At 54.6% G+C, this 15,683-nt stretch carries 17 protein-coding genes; all 17 read left to right on the forward strand.

Annotated elements, in window-relative coordinates; translation table 11 throughout:
- The first annotated feature begins 172 nt into the window (after positions 1-172).
- The gene (locus tag FBQ85_13565; GenBank protein ID MDL1876182.1) at positions 173-643 is read left to right on the forward strand and encodes a hypothetical protein; all 471 of its coding nucleotides are present in this window, start codon (positions 173-175) and stop codon (positions 641-643) included.
- Positions 640-972, forward strand: coding sequence for a cupin domain-containing protein (locus tag FBQ85_13570; protein MDL1876183.1), 333 nt, complete (start codon positions 640-642; stop codon positions 970-972). Before FBQ85_13565 ends, FBQ85_13570 begins: the two co-directional genes overlap by 4 nt.
- Positions 972-3,389, forward strand: coding sequence for an ATP-dependent protease (locus FBQ85_13575; protein ID MDL1876184.1), 2,418 nt, complete (start codon positions 972-974; stop codon positions 3,387-3,389). Before FBQ85_13570 ends, FBQ85_13575 begins: the two co-directional genes overlap by 1 nt.
- A 76-nt stretch (positions 3,390-3,465) precedes the next feature.
- Positions 3,466-3,918 (forward strand): CoA-binding protein, encoded by a 453-nt coding sequence (locus FBQ85_13580; GenBank protein MDL1876185.1) that lies wholly within the window; start codon positions 3,466-3,468, stop codon positions 3,916-3,918.
- A 269-nt stretch (positions 3,919-4,187) separates the two neighbouring features.
- Positions 4,188-5,324 (forward strand): efflux RND transporter periplasmic adaptor subunit, encoded by a 1,137-nt coding sequence (locus FBQ85_13585; GenBank protein ID MDL1876186.1) that lies wholly within the window; start codon positions 4,188-4,190, stop codon positions 5,322-5,324.
- Between the two features lie 150 nt (positions 5,325-5,474).
- Positions 5,475-8,714: an efflux RND transporter permease subunit gene (locus FBQ85_13590; protein ID MDL1876187.1), complete on the forward strand. Its 3,240-nt coding sequence runs from the start codon at positions 5,475-5,477 to the stop codon at positions 8,712-8,714.
- 48 nt (positions 8,715-8,762) lie between these two features.
- Positions 8,763-9,872 carry a serine/threonine-protein phosphatase gene (locus FBQ85_13595; protein ID MDL1876188.1) on the forward strand — a complete coding sequence of 370 codons (1,110 nt, stop codon included), beginning with the start codon at positions 8,763-8,765 and terminating at the stop codon, positions 9,870-9,872.
- A gap of 301 nt (positions 9,873-10,173) precedes the next feature.
- Positions 10,174-10,392, forward strand: coding sequence for a hypothetical protein (locus FBQ85_13600; protein ID MDL1876189.1), 219 nt, complete (start codon positions 10,174-10,176; stop codon positions 10,390-10,392).
- Positions 10,393-10,510: 118 nt separating this feature from the next.
- Positions 10,511-11,245, forward strand: a complete 735-nt coding sequence (locus FBQ85_13605; GenBank protein MDL1876190.1) for an isoprenylcysteine carboxylmethyltransferase family protein — start codon at positions 10,511-10,513, stop codon at positions 11,243-11,245.
- A 10-nt stretch (positions 11,246-11,255) separates the two neighbouring features.
- Positions 11,256-11,450: a hypothetical protein gene (locus tag FBQ85_13610; protein ID MDL1876191.1), complete on the forward strand. Its 195-nt coding sequence runs from the start codon at positions 11,256-11,258 to the stop codon at positions 11,448-11,450.
- A 3-nt stretch (positions 11,451-11,453) separates the two neighbouring features.
- Complete coding sequence (locus FBQ85_13615) at positions 11,454-12,596, forward strand: hypothetical protein (GenBank protein ID MDL1876192.1); 1,143 nt, start codon at positions 11,454-11,456, stop codon at positions 12,594-12,596.
- A 24-nt stretch (positions 12,597-12,620) separates the two neighbouring features.
- Positions 12,621-12,878 carry a hypothetical protein gene (locus FBQ85_13620; GenBank protein ID MDL1876193.1) on the forward strand — a complete coding sequence of 86 codons (258 nt, stop codon included), beginning with the start codon at positions 12,621-12,623 and terminating at the stop codon, positions 12,876-12,878.
- A gap of 426 nt (positions 12,879-13,304) precedes the next feature.
- A complete protein-coding gene (locus FBQ85_13625; protein ID MDL1876194.1) occupies positions 13,305-13,490 on the forward strand; it encodes a hypothetical protein in 186 nt (61 codons plus the stop codon).
- Between the two features lie 75 nt (positions 13,491-13,565).
- Positions 13,566-14,000, forward strand: a complete 435-nt coding sequence (locus FBQ85_13630; protein ID MDL1876195.1) for a hypothetical protein — start codon at positions 13,566-13,568, stop codon at positions 13,998-14,000.
- Positions 14,001-14,228: 228 nt separating this feature from the next.
- Positions 14,229-14,516 (forward strand): hypothetical protein, encoded by a 288-nt coding sequence (locus tag FBQ85_13635; GenBank protein ID MDL1876196.1) that lies wholly within the window; start codon positions 14,229-14,231, stop codon positions 14,514-14,516.
- Between the two features lie 29 nt (positions 14,517-14,545).
- The gene (locus tag FBQ85_13640) at positions 14,546-14,929 is read left to right on the forward strand and encodes a hypothetical protein (GenBank protein ID MDL1876197.1); all 384 of its coding nucleotides are present in this window, start codon (positions 14,546-14,548) and stop codon (positions 14,927-14,929) included.
- A gap of 29 nt (positions 14,930-14,958) precedes the next feature.
- Positions 14,959-15,639: an FAD-binding protein gene (locus FBQ85_13645; GenBank protein ID MDL1876198.1), complete on the forward strand. Its 681-nt coding sequence runs from the start codon at positions 14,959-14,961 to the stop codon at positions 15,637-15,639.
- Positions 15,640-15,683: the final 44 nt, after the last annotated feature.

Genomic DNA, 15,683 nt, shown 5'->3' on the forward strand with positions numbered 1-15,683 from the left:
AAATCAAACGCATGCGCGAGTTGCTCGCCCCGCAAAACGGCAATGGCCATCCCTCGACCATTACTGAAATCGCGCAGCTCGTCGAAGGCCAGCTCGAAGAAATGGATGAGCGCACCTGGTCGAAATTCGCCGAGACGTTTTTGGGATAATGCTGTGTTTTGGACGACATTTTATGACAGACATGCATTTAACGATGTCGCAGTATTTGCAGAACCACGCGAGTGAAATTCTGGCGGAAGCCCGTTACGCGATGGCGCGTGCGCATTTGAAGAACTACGAGAAAATCGGCGATGAGCAAACGCAACAGCGATTGCAGGCGCTTTATGATTTGGTGACGCGCTGCATTCGTGAGCGCAATCTCACGCCCATGCGCGCGCAGGCAAAAATCATTGCCCACGAACGCTTTGCTGCGGGATTCGATCTCAGCGAGGTGCAAACCGCGTTCAACGTTCTCGAAGAAGCCTTGTGGATGCGCCTGATGAAAGAGATACCGCCGCCGCACTTGGCGGAGGCGTTGGGCTTGGTTAGCACGGTTTTGGGCGCTGGCAAGGACAACCTGGCGCGCACCTATGTGGGTCTTGCCTCCCGCACTCACGCGCCTTCACTGAACATGTCAGATCTCTTTGCCGGAACCGAAGGATGAACATGGAAAAACGGATTGCCAACGTTGCCACCGTGAGTAAGCTCGTCGATTATCAAGAGGGTGCCGTCGTGAGCCGGGCCGTGATGTCCGGCAAAGCCGGAACCGTGACGTTGTTCGCTTTTGACGAGAGCCAGGGTTTGAGCGAACACACCGCGCCCTATGACGCCCTGGTTCAGCTTCTCGAAGGTGAAGCAGAAGTGACCATTGCTGGTGAGAAACTGCGCGTGCAAGCAGGCGAGATGGTGATCATGCCCGCGCAGCAACCGCACGCACTGCGGGCAATCAAGAGATTCAAGATGATGTTGGTAATGATCCGCGAAGCAATGTAATCATGTCAAAACTTTCTCCAGAACAACTGCGCCGCACGTTTGATCCCAAGACATTAAACTCCGTGAAAGGCGCCCAACGCAAGGCGCGCGAAAGCATCATCGGGCAAAAGCGCGCGGTATCGGCCTTGCAATTCGGATTGGAAATCCGCAACAGCGGTTTCAACATCTATGTTGCCGGGCCTCCCGGGATCGGCAAGATGACGGCGGTGCAATCCTTTCTCGAAGAGTTGGCTAGCCGGAAAGACACGCCGCCGGATTGGTGTTATCTCAACGATTTTGAGGATTCCTATCAGCCCAAAATGTGCCAGCTTCCGCCGGGCCGGGGGCGCGCACTGCAGCAGGACATGAAGAATGTGATCGCGCATGTGCGGCGCGAGATTCCCAAAGCGTTTGAGAGCGAAGAGTATAGCAATCGCCGCGATGCCACGGTCAAATCGCTGGATCAGCAACGCGCGCAGGCGCTGGAAAAGCTCAATGCACAAGCGGCCGAAGCCGGGTTCATGCTGCAAGCCACACCGTTCGGCTTGGCGACGATTCCCATGATGAATGGCCAGCCGTTGAGCGACACGGATTATCAAGCCTTACCGGCGCAAACCCGCGAGGATTTTCAGCGGCGCCATGAAACGTTGAAAGATGCGCTCAAAGCCACGATGAAACAGATTCGTGATTTGGAGCGCGCCGCACAGGAAAAATTGCAGGCACTCGATCAACAAGTCGCACTTTACATTGTTGGCGGACTTTTGGAAGAATTGCATGAAAAGTATCAGGACTTGCCGGTAGTCATCTCACATCTGCGCGCGGTGCAAAAAGATATTCTGGAGAATATCGAAACCTTCAAGTCCGGCGCTTCTCCCAACCCTTCTCCGGAAGGCGGCGCGGTGGCGACGCCCTGGTTGCGCGAACTGCCTTTCAGAAGATATCAAGTCAATGTGCTGGTGGATAACAGCGAGCAAAAGGGCGCGCCGGTGGTGGTTGAGTTCAATCCGAGCTACAATAATCTTTTTGGCCGCGTCGAAAAGGAAGTTCAGTTTGGCGCGCTCTACACGGATTTCACCATGATCAAACCTGGCTCATTTCATCGCGCTAACGGCGGTTATCTGGTGATGCCGATGGAAGATGTCTTGCGCAATCTGCTCAGTTGGGAGGGCGTGAAGCGCGCTTTGCGCAGCGGCGAAGTCGAAATCGAGGAGATCGGCGAGCGCCTGGGGTACATGGCCACGAAAAGTCTTCGTCCCCGGCCGGTTCCCATCAATATCAAAGTCGTGTTGGTCGGTCGGCCGCTGCTCTACTATCTTTTGCATGCGTATGACGAAGAATTCCCCGAACTTTTCAAAGTGAAGGCGGACTTTGATACACGCATGGCGAGCAGCGAAGAAAATATTCACGACATTCTTGCCTTCCTGCCGGCATTCTGTGATAAGGAAAAATTGCAGCATCTCGACAATACGGCCAAGGCGAAAGTGTTGGAGTACAGCGCGCGTTTGGCGGAGGATCAAGAAAAGCTGTCTGCGCATTTTGGCGCGTTGGCGGACATCATCCGCGAAGCCAATTTTTGGGCGTTGCAAGCAGGCGCCACGCGCATTAGCGCGGTTCATGTGCAGAAGGCGCTCGACGCCAAAATTTACCGCTCCAATCTTATTGAAGAACGTTTGCAGGAAATGATCGAGCGTGACACGTTGTTGATCGATACCGCCGGCCAAACGGTTGGACAAGTGAACGGGCTTTCGGTGATCAGCCTGGGCGATTATTTCTTCGGCAAGCCGAGCCGCATTACCGCCAGCGTGGGCCCGGGGCGCGACGGTGTGCTCGACATCGAGCGCGAGGTCGAATTGGGCGGGCCGATTCATAGCAAGGGCGTATTGATTTTGAGCGGCTTTCTCACACAACAGTTTGCACAGGACAAGCCGTTGACGCTTTCCGCGCGTATCGTCTTCGAGCAAAGTTATGAAGGCGTTGAGGGCGATAGCGCTTCTTCGACCGAATTGTATGCCTTGCTTTCCGCGCTATCGGGTATTCCCATCAAACAGGGCATCGCGGTCACCGGTTCCGTGAATCAACGCGGCGAAGTGCAGGCTATTGGCGGCGTGAATCAGAAAATCGAAGGCTTTTTCGATGTGTGCAAAGCAAAAGGCCTGACCGGCGAACAAGGCGTGATGATTCCGCAGAGCAATGTTTCGAATTTAATGCTGCGTGAAGACGTGGTGGCTGCCGTTGCTGCGAAGAAATTCTCAATTTGGGCGGTCCGTTCGATCGCAGAAGGGATCGAAATTCTCACCGGTGTACCGGCCGGAGTGCGCGGGGCAGAGGGCAAGTTTCCCGAGTGCACAGTCAATCATCGCGTCGAGCAACGCCTGCGCGAATTCGGCGAGCGTATGAAGGAATTCGGCCGCGAGAAAAAGAACGCCTCAGAGACGTGAGCATCTGGCATCAAGCCACTCTCAAGCCGTGTTGAATCGTTCGTGCAGGTGAGCCTCAAAATTCAAAACGTGCCGCATGGCAACAAAAACTGCTGTTGAAGATTTCGTCGCGCAACGGACACTGGCCCTCGTCGGCGTCTCGCGGCGCGGTAAAAAATTTGGGAACATGGCGCTGCAGGCGCTTAAGGCGAAAGGCTATCGCGTGTTCCCCGTTCATCCGCATGCAGATCAAATCGAGGGAGAACCTTGTTTTCCGAGCTTAAGCGCGTTGCCGGAGCCGGTTGAAGGCGTGTTAATCGTTGTGCCTCCGGAGGAAACGGATAAAGTCGTGCGTGAGGCGGCAGCCGCGGGCATTCGCCGCGTCTGGATGCAACAAGGCGCGGAATCACAGGCGGCGATCCGTTTTTGCGAAGAACACGGCATCCGTGTGGTGCCGGGTGAATGTATTTTGATGTTTGCCCAGCCGGTTGTTTCGTTTCATCGGTTTCATCGTTGGGTATGGAAGGCGCTCGGCAAACTGCCGAACTGAAGCGGCGAAACGTGGCTGAAAAAACGCTCCTGCCGGCGTATTTGAGAAGTTGCTGTGGTTGTTTTGTTGTTGCTGCATTTGTTTTTTGCCGTTCGTTGCTCTTTTCACTTGCCTGCCCTCGACAAGCGCCAACGATCGACGATTGCCCGCGCGCCTATTCTTGCAGATTATCCAACGGCTATTTTGATTTGACTTTGACTTCTGCTTGAAGCAAGCCTCCTGCTCCAGGGATTTGTGAAAAATAATATTGCCTTCACGATACTACGCCGATGGACAAGATGCGTTGCTGCTTTAACTTCCGCATGGTCCGGAGGCAAAACAGAATACATGATGCTGAGATGATCCTTATGAAAAAAATACTTTTGCCCTTGAGCAGCCTGCTCCTGCTGCTTTTTTTTCAGCTCTCTGCCTGCCGTAACAGCGGCGCAGAGCTGGCCAACGCCAGCAATGGGCACAACGAGATGCAACCGGCGCCCGTGCGCGTGCAAGAGCTTACACCCGTGCACTTTGACGCCACTCTGCAAGTGGCCGGCGTCGTCAAGGCGTTTGAAGACGTATATCTCAGTCCTGAAGAAGGCGGTGTGATACAAGAATGGCGGGCGCAGAAGGGCGAGTTCGTCAAAAAGGGTGAACTCATTGCGGTGCTCAAGGACGAAGTTTTGCGCGCCAGCTATGCCGCGGCAGACGCGCAGTACAAGCTGGCAGAGTTGAATTATGAAAAGCAGGAAAAGATCTTCACCGAACAATCGATCAGTGAAATCCAATACAAAAGCGCGGAATACAACCGCGATGCTGCGAAAGCGCAGGCCGAGTTGATGAAAGCGCGTTGGGAGCGCACGCAAATCCGCAGCCCCATCAACGGCGTGCTGGATGATCGCCTGGTGGATGAAGGCGAGTTCGCGCCGCCAGCGGCGCCTATGGCGCATATCGTCAACACCAACGTGGTCAAAATTCTGGCCGAGCTTCCGGAGATGCACGCCGGCAGCGTCACGCCCGGCACGCCCGTCACCGTGACGCTCGATGCCGTGCCCGGCGACACCCTCACTGGAAAGATTTCTTTTGTTGGCAAAACCGTGTCACCCACCAACCGCGCGCTGCCGGTTGAAATCTATCTCGACAATCGCGCCGGCAAGCTCAAACCCGAGATGGTGGCCAAAGTGCGTGTCATTCTCGCATCGAAAGACAATGCGCTGTTACTCAGCGAGAATACCGTGCTGCAAGTGGATCGCGACAAGCTCATTGTCTATGTGGAGAACGGCGGCACGGCGCAGGAACGTCGCGTGAAGCTGGGCGGCCGCCAGGGTAACCTGGTTGAGATCGTTTCCGGTCTCTCGCCTGGCGAGCGCGTGATTGTTTCGGGCTTTCAACGACTGGTGAATGGCAGCCCGGTGATTCTGAGTGAATAAACAGAACGCAAACACGCTCACCTGATTACGCCTCCCACCCGTCGGATTGTCGTCGTCAGGAGACTTGCACCTCTTCGCCTGCGTTATCAATCGCGGGCAGAAATGGCAAGAACCAACGTGCAGATTCAAGTTGAATAAAGTGAGACTTCTATGTGGTTATCCAATACCGCCGTCAAGAACCGCGTCGCGGTTTATGTGTTGATGGCGATCATCATCCTGCTCGGCTGGAATTCTTATACTTCATTACCGCGTGAAGCGGCGCCGGACATCACCATTCCGTTGGTAATCGTTTCGGTGCCGTACATCGGCGTTTCACCGACGGATGTGGAAGGACTGGTCACGCAGCCGCTGGAACGCAATCTCAAATCGCTCAAAGACGTCAAAGAGATCACCTCGGCTTCGAAAGAAGGGCTCTCCACCATCCGCGTTGAATTCAATACCGGCATTGATATCGACGATGCGTTGCGCCGCGTGCGCGATGAAGTCAATTCCACCCGGCCCGAGCTGCCCGATGACATTCTCGATCCGATTGTTTCGGAAATCAACATCAGTGAATTTCCGATCATGTATGTGAACGTCGGCGGCGGCCTGGGTTTGGTGCGGCTCAAGAAAATTGCCGAGGATTTGCAGGACAAGATCGAAGCTATTCCCGGCGTGTTGCGCGCGGATATCAACGGCGGTCTGGAACCGGAAGTGCAGGTCAACTGCGACATCTATCGTCTCGCCGCGTATGAAATCAGTTTCGACGACGTCGCCAATGCCGTGCGCGCGGAAAACATTTCTCTGCCCGGCGGCTCAATCGACACCAAAGAAAAGAACTTCACCGTGCGCGTGCCCGGCGAATTCAAGGACGTGCGGCCGCTGGAAGACATCGTCGTCAAGGTGCGCCAGGGCAAGGCCATCTACCTGCGCGATGTCGCCACCGTGGATTATTCCTTTGAAGATCGTCTCACCTATTCGCGCCTCAACGGCACCGAGGTGGTGACGCTGGGCGTGCGCAAGCGCGCCGGCGAAAATCTCATCCGCATTGCCGATCAAGTGAAGGACATTCTCGCGGCGGAGCAGGCGCATCTGCCGGCGGGCGTCAAGCTCGAGGTTTCCAACGATCAATCCCGCAACATCAGAACCCTGGTGCGCGAGCTGGAAAACAGCATCTTTACCGGCATGTTTCTCGTGGTCATCACCCTCTTCATGTTTTTCGGCTTCAAGAACTCCCTGCTGATCTCCACCGCCATTCCGTTTTCGATGTTGATCGGCTTTACCGTGCTGGCGGCGTTCAACATCACGCTCAATTTCGTGGTGCTGTTCACCCTGGTGCTGGTGTTGGGCATTCTCGTCGATGATGCGATCGTGGTGATCGAGAATATCTATCGCCATCAACAGGAATACCATCAAAGTCCGGTGGAAGCCGCGCAAGCCGCAACCTCGGAAGTGGCGCTGCCGGTGATCACCTCAACGGTGACCACCGTGTCGGGCTTCATTCCGTTGCTGTTCTGGCCCGGCGTGGTGGGCGACTTCATGTGGTATTTGCCGATCACACTCATCGTCACGCTCGGCGCCTCGCTGCTGGTGGCCTTCATCATCAGCCCGGTGCAGGGCGCGCAGTGGATCGACTACAAGAAGGAAATTCGCAAGGCGCGTGAAAATCTCGAGCATCCGCATTGGTACAAAAAGTACAACCCGTTCACGATTCTCTATCACAAAGTGGATGAAAAATTTTTCCCTTACATGCAGCAGCAGTACGTGAAGGCTTTGCATTGGACGCTGCGACGCAAGGGACTTACGATTGGGGCTTCTGTGGTTTTTCTGATTTTGGTCTTCCTGCTGTTCGGTGTGTTCAACACCGGCGTTGAGTTTTTTCCGAACGTCGAGCCTTCTCTCGTGCGCGTCGTGGTGGAAAGTCCTTCCGGCACTTCGCTGGACGTGACCAACGGCATCGCGGAATCTCTCGAAGAACGGCTGGCACAGATTCACGGCAGGAAAGACATCGAGTTTGTGGTGGCGAGCGCCGGCACTTCGGAAGATCCGTTTGATTTCGGCGGCCAGGGCACGCCGAACAAGGCGCAAATTGCGATCAACTTTTACGAAAAATTGCAGCGCCGGCAGAGCAGTTTCCTCACGCTCGAGGAAATCCGGCGCGGCACCACGGGCCTCGCCGGCGCTGAAGTGCGCGTGAACCGACAGGAGATGGGACCGCCGGTGGGCGCTCCGGTGAGTGTGGAAATTTCGGGCGAGGACTATGCCCAACTCGCCGAGCTGAGCAGTCGCATCAAAGAAAAAATCAAATCCGTGCCGAATCTGGTGGATTTGAAAGACGACTACGACATCGGCAAACCGGAGGTTGTCGTCATTGTCGATCGCGAGAAAGCCGGGCGGCTCTGGTCGAGCACGCGTCAAGTCGCGGCCACCGTGCGCGCGGCAGTCAACGGCATCGAGGCGTCCAAATATCGCGTCGGCGAAGACGAGTACAAGATTCGCGTGCGCGCGCTCGAATCACAGCGCCGCAACGTCGAAGATTTGGAAAATGTTCATATCACTTTCATGAACATGGAAGGCAGGCGCTATTCCTTTCCCTTGACCTCCGTTGCCGAAATTCGCCGCACGTCTTCCATCACCGACATTCGCCGCAAGGACATGAAGCGCGTGATCACCATTAGCGGTGAAGTCGAGGGCCGCCTCGCCTCTGAAGTGCTCAACGACGTGAAGGCCCGGCTCGCGAACTTCGAGCTGCCCGCGGGTTATGATCTCAAATTCACCGGCAAGGATGAAGAACAAAAGAAAGCCGAGGCCTTTCTCAAAGATGCCTTTGTCATCACGTTGCTGCTGGTGTTTTTGATTCTGGTGTCGGAGTTCAATTCCATTCGCGTGCCGTTTGTGATCATGCTTTCCGTGCTGCTTTCATTGATCGGCGTGATGATCGGCTTGATGGTGACGCGCCTGCCCTTCAGCGTGATCATGACCGGCGTGGGCGTGATTGCGCTCGCCGGCATCGTGGTGCGCAACGGCATTGTGCTGCTCGATTTCGCCAAACAGAAGCTGCAACAAGGCATGCCACTGGAAGAAGCGCTGGTCGAAGCCGGCCGCGTGCGTCTGCGGCCGGTGTTGCTCACCGCCGCCGCCACCGTGCTCGGCGTACTGCCGTTGGCCACTGGCTTCGATTTCAATTGGCGCGAGCTGCATTTCGTCATTGGCGCAGAAAGCGCGGATTTCTGGGGCCCGCTCGGCGTGGCGATTATCTTCGGTTTGACGATCGCGACCTTTCTCACGCTGGTCATCGTGCCGACTTTTTATGCGCTGCTCGAAAGCTGGTCGCAAGCGATCGTTTCGTTCTCGCGTCGGCTCTTTGCCAATCACAACAATTCCGTTGAACCGGAAACAAGCACACGATGATATTCGCCTTTGCCGGCGCCAAGCTTCTCATCAAGATTCAAAATTGCCATGGCAACGCAGGACACCGCCGCCGAACCCAAGCTGGGCAGACTCTTGCTCACGGATGTCCGCCGCGGTGATTTTTTCCGCACGGTGCGCCGGGATTGGAACGAGCTCAAGGAATTCTATCTCGATCGAGAACGCAAGAACCGCCTGCAGGCAATGGGGAAGGTCAAGCGCTTCTTCGTCATGGCGTGGTGGCTGATCAAAAGCCTCTTTCTGAAGCTCACGCCGGTGCGGCGGGTGCTGGTGGTACTCAGCTGTATTCTCATCATTCAATCCGGAACCATCGGTTACGAAGACAGCAGATTTCAGTTTACCAATGACACAAGCGAGGCCGGCTTCATTCTCCTGCTCTTCGTGCTCATGCTCGAATTGAAGGATAAGATGACCGCGCAAAGCGAGCTGGCTGCCGGCCGCGCGGTGCAGCGCGCGCTCATGCCCAAGCGCAATCCGATGGTGGCAGGCTGGGAGATCTGGATGATCGCGCAGTCGGCGAATGAAGTGAGCGGCGATTTTGTGGATTTTCTCGATTTGCAGAATGCGCGCTACGGCCTGGCTTTGGGTGATGTCGCTGGCAAAGGTTTGAAAGCTGCGCTGCTGATGGTGAAGCTGCAAGCCACGCTGCGTGCGCTGGCCGCGGAGTTTGACTCGCTGGCGGAGCTGGGCGCCAAGTTGAACGCGATTCTTCGGCGTGATGGCTTGCCGGACAGTTTTGCTTCGCTGGTGTATCTGGAATTGCAGCCCGATTCCGGCAGCGTGCGCTTGCTCAATGCCGGACACATGCCGCCGCTCCGCCTCAGCGATTTCAAGCTGGAAGAAATTGCGCAACACGCCACAGCCTTGGGCCTCACACCTGAAGCGACATTTGTGGAGCAGAGAGTTGAATTGCAGAAGGGTGAGACTCTGCTGATCTATTCCGATGGTTTGACAGAGGCGCGCAACGAGGCCGGTGACTTTTTCGGTGAAGAGCGCTTGTTTGCCCTGCTGCGTTCGTTGGCAGGGTTGCGCGCTGCCGAAATGGGCGCAAGGATCATCGCCGAAATCGAAAAGTTCGTCGGTGAAGCACACGCGCATGATGATTTTTCGTTGCTGATTTTGCAACGCACAGCAATTTAATCAGAATCGAGGCAAACCGTGTTGTGAAAAAAATGAAATGTCTGGCTCGCCAGCGAGGGCATTAGCCCACCCGCAGGAAGCAAAATCCTATTTAGCGGATTGATGGCGCCGGACAGCGCGGAATACAGCAGAGCCGGCATGTTTGTGTTGACGATCATACTTGGTATGATCTATGAATTTCTGGTCGAGCTTGTTGCCTCGGTGTTGTTCAATGCGCGGCTGGACAAAGCCACACCGATTTTAGCTGCAAAGGTATGAGCATGGGTTCACTCAACAGACATGAAGCAGGGGAGAGTCGTCAATGGAAGTTTGGAAATACGCGGCGTTCACCATCATTGGCTGTGTTTTGATCTCTGGGAGTGTCATGATGGGATTGGTACTCCGTAAACTGGAAGCGAGCATGGTTCACACCATCAATTCGCGGGATATCATCCTTCTTTCAACCACCGTGATAGCCGGTTTGGCCATGCTTATCCTGGGAATTCGAAATCTGGTTCGAATCCGCCGGAATTCAACTTGAATCAAGCCCTGAGCCGGAATCGATCACCTGTTCGTGGGGAATAGCCGCGATCATATTTCTCCTGTGGCGCCTGTTCGTCGTTTTTGATGGCGATCGAAAGTGGAGGAAAAAATCGGATATGCATGTATCAGTCCGGCATCGTTTTTGGAGAAATTCCATGGTGAAATCATGGGTTCTGAACCTCGCACGCATCTTCGGGTTTGCGGTCATCCTCGCTGCCTGGTCCTGGTTGAACCGTAACGAGCTGGAGCCGGCGGTGACCGTCATCATGATCATTGGTGGCGTCGCCGTCATGTTTCCCATTACCTGGATCGGCCGTCGTCTGCTCGATGCCAAGCCGACACCTGATCGCACCAAAGCAGTGACGACTGGCGTTCATTATGCCATTGTGCCATCGCTCGGCACCGCCATTATCGCAGCGATCAAGGTTGGACGCGCTTGGCCGGGTTGGATCATCCCATTGCCTCGCGAGATCGGCTGGGTGCTGATGGTTGTGACCGGTGCCGTGATGACCCTCACGGTGTTGAATCTTGCTTTCGGAGGCCATGGCGCGCCGTTCGCCGTTGCGCTCAGCAAGCGTCTGACCGTGAGTTGGATGTACGCTTGGACGCGCAACCCGATGGTGCTCAGCACAATCGCGTTTTTGATTTCCGTCGGACTCTGGCTCCAATCCCTGCTTTTCATCTTATGGATGATTGTTCTGGTCATACCGGCCTGGCTGTATCTTCTCAGAGTGTTCGAGGAGCGCGAGCTGGAGATTCGTTTCGGCGCCTCTTACTTGGCATATAAAGCCAGGACCCCCATGCTGTGGCCAAGGCGGCCGTCGCCGCCTGCTTCAACCAAAGCAGAGTAGGAGCCCCCAAATGACTGAAGTATTACTTTTCATAATCGGAACCTTAGGCCTGGCGTTTTTCTCCCGGCGCTCGTTGCGCTGGCCCAGCTCACACGGCTTCTTCAGATTCGTTGCGGCGGAAGAGAAGGAGAATCTCGCGAGGTTCGGCGAAGCATATGCCACGTATTCCCGGACAACGAAAAAGTTCATTCCGTATCTTGTGTAGAAGATGAACGATAAAAAAATCGTCATTCTCGGCGGCTATGGCAACACCGGCAGCCTCATTGCGAAATATCTGCTGCAGGAAACCAATTGCGCGTTGGTACTCGCGGGCAGAAACAAAACCAAAGCTGAGCAGCTTGCGCGTGAGTTGAACGAGCAATCACAGAGCCGGCGTGTTGCCGGCGCGTTTGCCAACGCGGCTGAAGTGGAGAGCCTCAAACGCGTCTTTGCCGATGCGGATATGGTGATTGTGGCTTCGAGCACAACGCAGTTCACGCGGCCGATCGCAGAAGCAGCGCTGGCCTCGCAATGCGATTTCTTTGACATTCAATTCTCCCATGCCAAAATCGGCTACTTAAAATCTATTGAGAATGACATTCGATCGGCCGGGCTTTGCTTCATCACCGACGGCGGTTTTCATCCCGGACTGCCGGCGGTCATGATCCGCCATATCGCCGAAAGATTTGACCGGCTTCAAATGGCGCGTGTCGGCAGCGTTATCAAAATCAACTGGCGGGATTTGTCGCTGGGCGATGAGACATGCGCGGAGTTGATCGAATTCATGAATCATTTCTCCGGCGCCGTTTTCAAAAACAGCAAATGGCAAAAGGTGCGGTGGCTCGGCATGTTCGATACGATTGGGATGGACTTCGGCGAACCGTTTGGCAGAAGCTACTGTGTGCCGATGCCGATTGAGGAAATCAACAGCTTGCCCGCAATGTATCCCGGCCTGCAAGAAACCGGCTTTTATGTTGGCGGTTTCAACTGGTTTGTTGACTGGCTCGTCTTTCCGTTCATCTGGCCGTTGTACAAGTTGTTCGGCAAGCGCAGCGTCAAGCCGCTCGCCAAAGTTTTGGGTTGGGGTCTGCGAAATTTCTCCAAACCGCCCTTTGGCACGCGCTTGAAGGTCGAAGCCTCGGGGATGAAAAATGGCAAGGCCCTCTCGCGCAATCTGATTTTGTCACATGCCGATGGTTATGTTTTCACTGCTATTCCTGTCGTCGCAACGCTCTTGCAGTATTTGGACGGCTCCGGCCGGAAGCCCGGCATGTGGACGCAGGCGCATTTTGTCGAACCGAGGCGAATGCTGCGAGACATGCAGAGAATGGGCATTGAAATGGGTGAGAGCAACTCTGCCGAGCGCGCATAGTTTTATCGAAACAGAGACTGCGCCATGCCTACAAAAACACGCACGAAACTGATCGATGTAACCACCGAAAACGTCGCTGCGAAGGGTTTCTTTTGCTACATGAGCAAACCCAAAACTGAGGGCTATCAACGGAAATTGAACTGGGTCAAAGCGCGCTTCGCGGAAGGCATGCGCATCAAAATGTACGAGCTGCCACAGCGAGGGTTTATCGAATACATTCCTGGTGAATATGCCTGGCGCGCCGTTGAGGCCAAAGTCTACATGTTCACCCACCATCTTTGAATCTTCGGCAAACGAACTTGGCCCTGAAAGCTGCGCGGTGGAATTGAAAAGCTGTGATGAACTCAGAGATATGTCGCCCTCGCCCTACGGCGCGCTTAGAGTTGTGTTCAATGGCAGATTATTGTTAATTCACTATTTGTTCGAAATGAATTGTTGAAACGCTTGGAAGAACTTAAAAGGAGCAAACCATGAAAGGTAAAACCGCAAGTTTTGTGTTCTTGACAGTCTGTGTCATTCTCGCTGCGCTGTTGCTTACCAAGACGATCACTCCCATGCAGAGCGGAACTGTTTTCGCCATCGCCCTCGTTCTGCTGGGCGGGTTCTCCGGCGGGTTCCGCAAGAAGTAAGGACAGGCTACTCTCAAGGCGTGCTCACAAGTCGATGCGGTCGCAATTAAAACGGAAGAATGCCTCGCGAGAAAAACATATGGAATCAACACAGGACAATGGCCGCAGGCTTTTTCTGGTTCGGCTCGCCCATACGCTGATTTGGGCATTCTTTGTGTTCGTCATCGGCTATATTCTTTATGCGGGGGTTTTTGATAAGATTGGCGTTTGGGTTTGGATTGCCATTGGCTTGATCATTTCCGTACCACTGGCGCAACACGCATGAGCTTGAAAAAGTGCACGATTTGCCGGTGCCTGAACAGGATATGATGGTTGATCTGTATTTGACCATAGCAACGAAATGAAAGCAGGAGACTCAACTACAGACTGGCTGCTCGCAGGCGATCCGGCGATTCGCTGGCAAACCCTGCGCGATCTGTGTGGCGCCGATGAGGCCAAATTCTTGCGAGAACGCAAGAAGATTGCTTGGGAAGGCTGGGGCGCGCGGCTCTTGGCGCGTCAAACTGCATCGGGCATGTGGGGCGGCGGCCTCTATAGGCCCAAGTGGATTTCGACAACTTACGCCATGCTCTTGCTACGCCAGTTCGGATTGCCGTCGGATCATCCGCAAGCCTTCAAAGCCTGCAAGCTGCTCCTGGACGAAGGATGCTATCATGACGGTGACAGCAATCTTTTTGCTGCGATGCAACACAGTGAAACCTGCATCACCGGCATGGTGCTGGCAATTCTGGCCTATTTCGATTTTCCTGATGCGCGTGTTAAAAAAAATGGTTAAGCATCTTCTCTTGCAACAAATGCCGGACGGCGGCTGGAATTGCCGATCCTATGAGGGCTCGGCGCACAGCTCATTTCATACGACGATCAGCGTGCGGGAAGGCTTGCGAGAATACCAAAAGCGCCATCCTTCTTAAATTGTGACTGAAAGCCAGGAGCGCGGCGTTGAGTTTGTGCTGGTGCACAAGCTCTTTCGGTCGCATCGAACCGGCGCGTTGTTGATCCGAAAATGACGCGGTTCTCGTTCCCGCCGCGCTGGCGCTATGACATCATGCGGGCGTTGGATTATTTTCAGGCCTGCAATCTGCTCCGCGATTCTCGTCTGGACGAGGCCATTGCCATCATCAAAAAGAAACGCTGCGCGGACGGCACGTGGGTTTTGCAGAGCAAACATCCCGGCAGAATTTTTTTGAAATGGAACAGTTCGGAAAGCCCAGCCGCTGGAATACCCTGCGCGCGCTGCGCATTCTGCAATGGTATGAACGGGATGAGTAACCGCTTTATGCCTGCGATTTGATTAACACCAACGATTCAAGGAGAAAATCAATGCTACGCCGCTACACTCTCGTCTGGTTTGTTTTGATGATCGCTGCCATCATCAACGGCGCCCTCCGCGAGGCCGTTTACAAGAACAGCCTCGGCGATTTGCGCGCGCATCAGCTTTCCACGCTCACCGGCATTATCCTGCTCGGCGTGGTGATTTGGGCATTGAGCCGTCTCTGGCCGCTGGCCTCAGCCCAACAAGCCTGGACCGTCGGTTTCATTTGGCTGGCGATGACGATTGCCTTTGAATTTCTCTTCGGCCATTTTGTAGCGGGCCATCCGTGGAGCAAGTTGCTGCAGGATTACAATATTGCTGCCGGCCGCGTGTGGCTGCTCGTGCTGATTTGGACCACGATCGCGCCTTACGTTTTTTACAAAATAAGATAGCAAAAAGCTTGAAACGGGATGGATGATTTATGTTGAACGATGAGATTAAAAGAAGCGATTTCATCAAAACACTGATCGCCGGCGTTTCCACTCTCGCTCTGGATTGGAGCATTTTGCCACGAGGCGCTGGCGCGCAAAAAAGTGACAATGAATTTGACGCCACCATCATCGGCTCGGGACTCGGCGGACTGAGCTGCGCCGCAGCGTTCGCCCGCCAGGGCTTCCAGCCGTTGGTGCTTGAAAAACACGACCGGCCCGGCGGTTTTGAATTTGATGTGTCGTTGCATTCCACCACCTTCGGCGAACGCGGCGGCATACACAATCTCATTCCCGGCTTTCCGGAAATAAGCGATGTTGAATTTGTCCCGCATCCCAATTTGTATCGCATCATCTTTCCCGAGCATGATATTCGCGTCCCCCAGCGCAATCTCCCTGTCTCTATCGATCTGCTCGCCGGCCACTTTCCCGCAGAAAAGACGGGCATCACAGAATTGTTCACCGACATACAAGGGCTGTTCGACGATATCAATAAATTTTCACGCGCCGCGGGCCAGGTGGATATGATGCGTTTTCCCGCGGAATTTCCGCTTGTCTGGCTGATCTTGCTGCCGTTCCGCCTGCTCGGCATGGTCGTGGAAGGCGTATTTGAATTTCTGCGAGCCATAATCATGCTGCCGGCTCAGCTCTTGCGCAACTTAAGCCGAGCGTGAGCCTGGCACGAAGCAATTGTCTGTCAAAAGTCAAAGCTTAACAT

Source organism: Cytophagia bacterium CHB2 (assembly GCA_030263535.1).
Taxonomy (GTDB): domain Bacteria; phylum Zhuqueibacterota; class Zhuqueibacteria; order Zhuqueibacterales; family Zhuqueibacteraceae; genus Coneutiohabitans.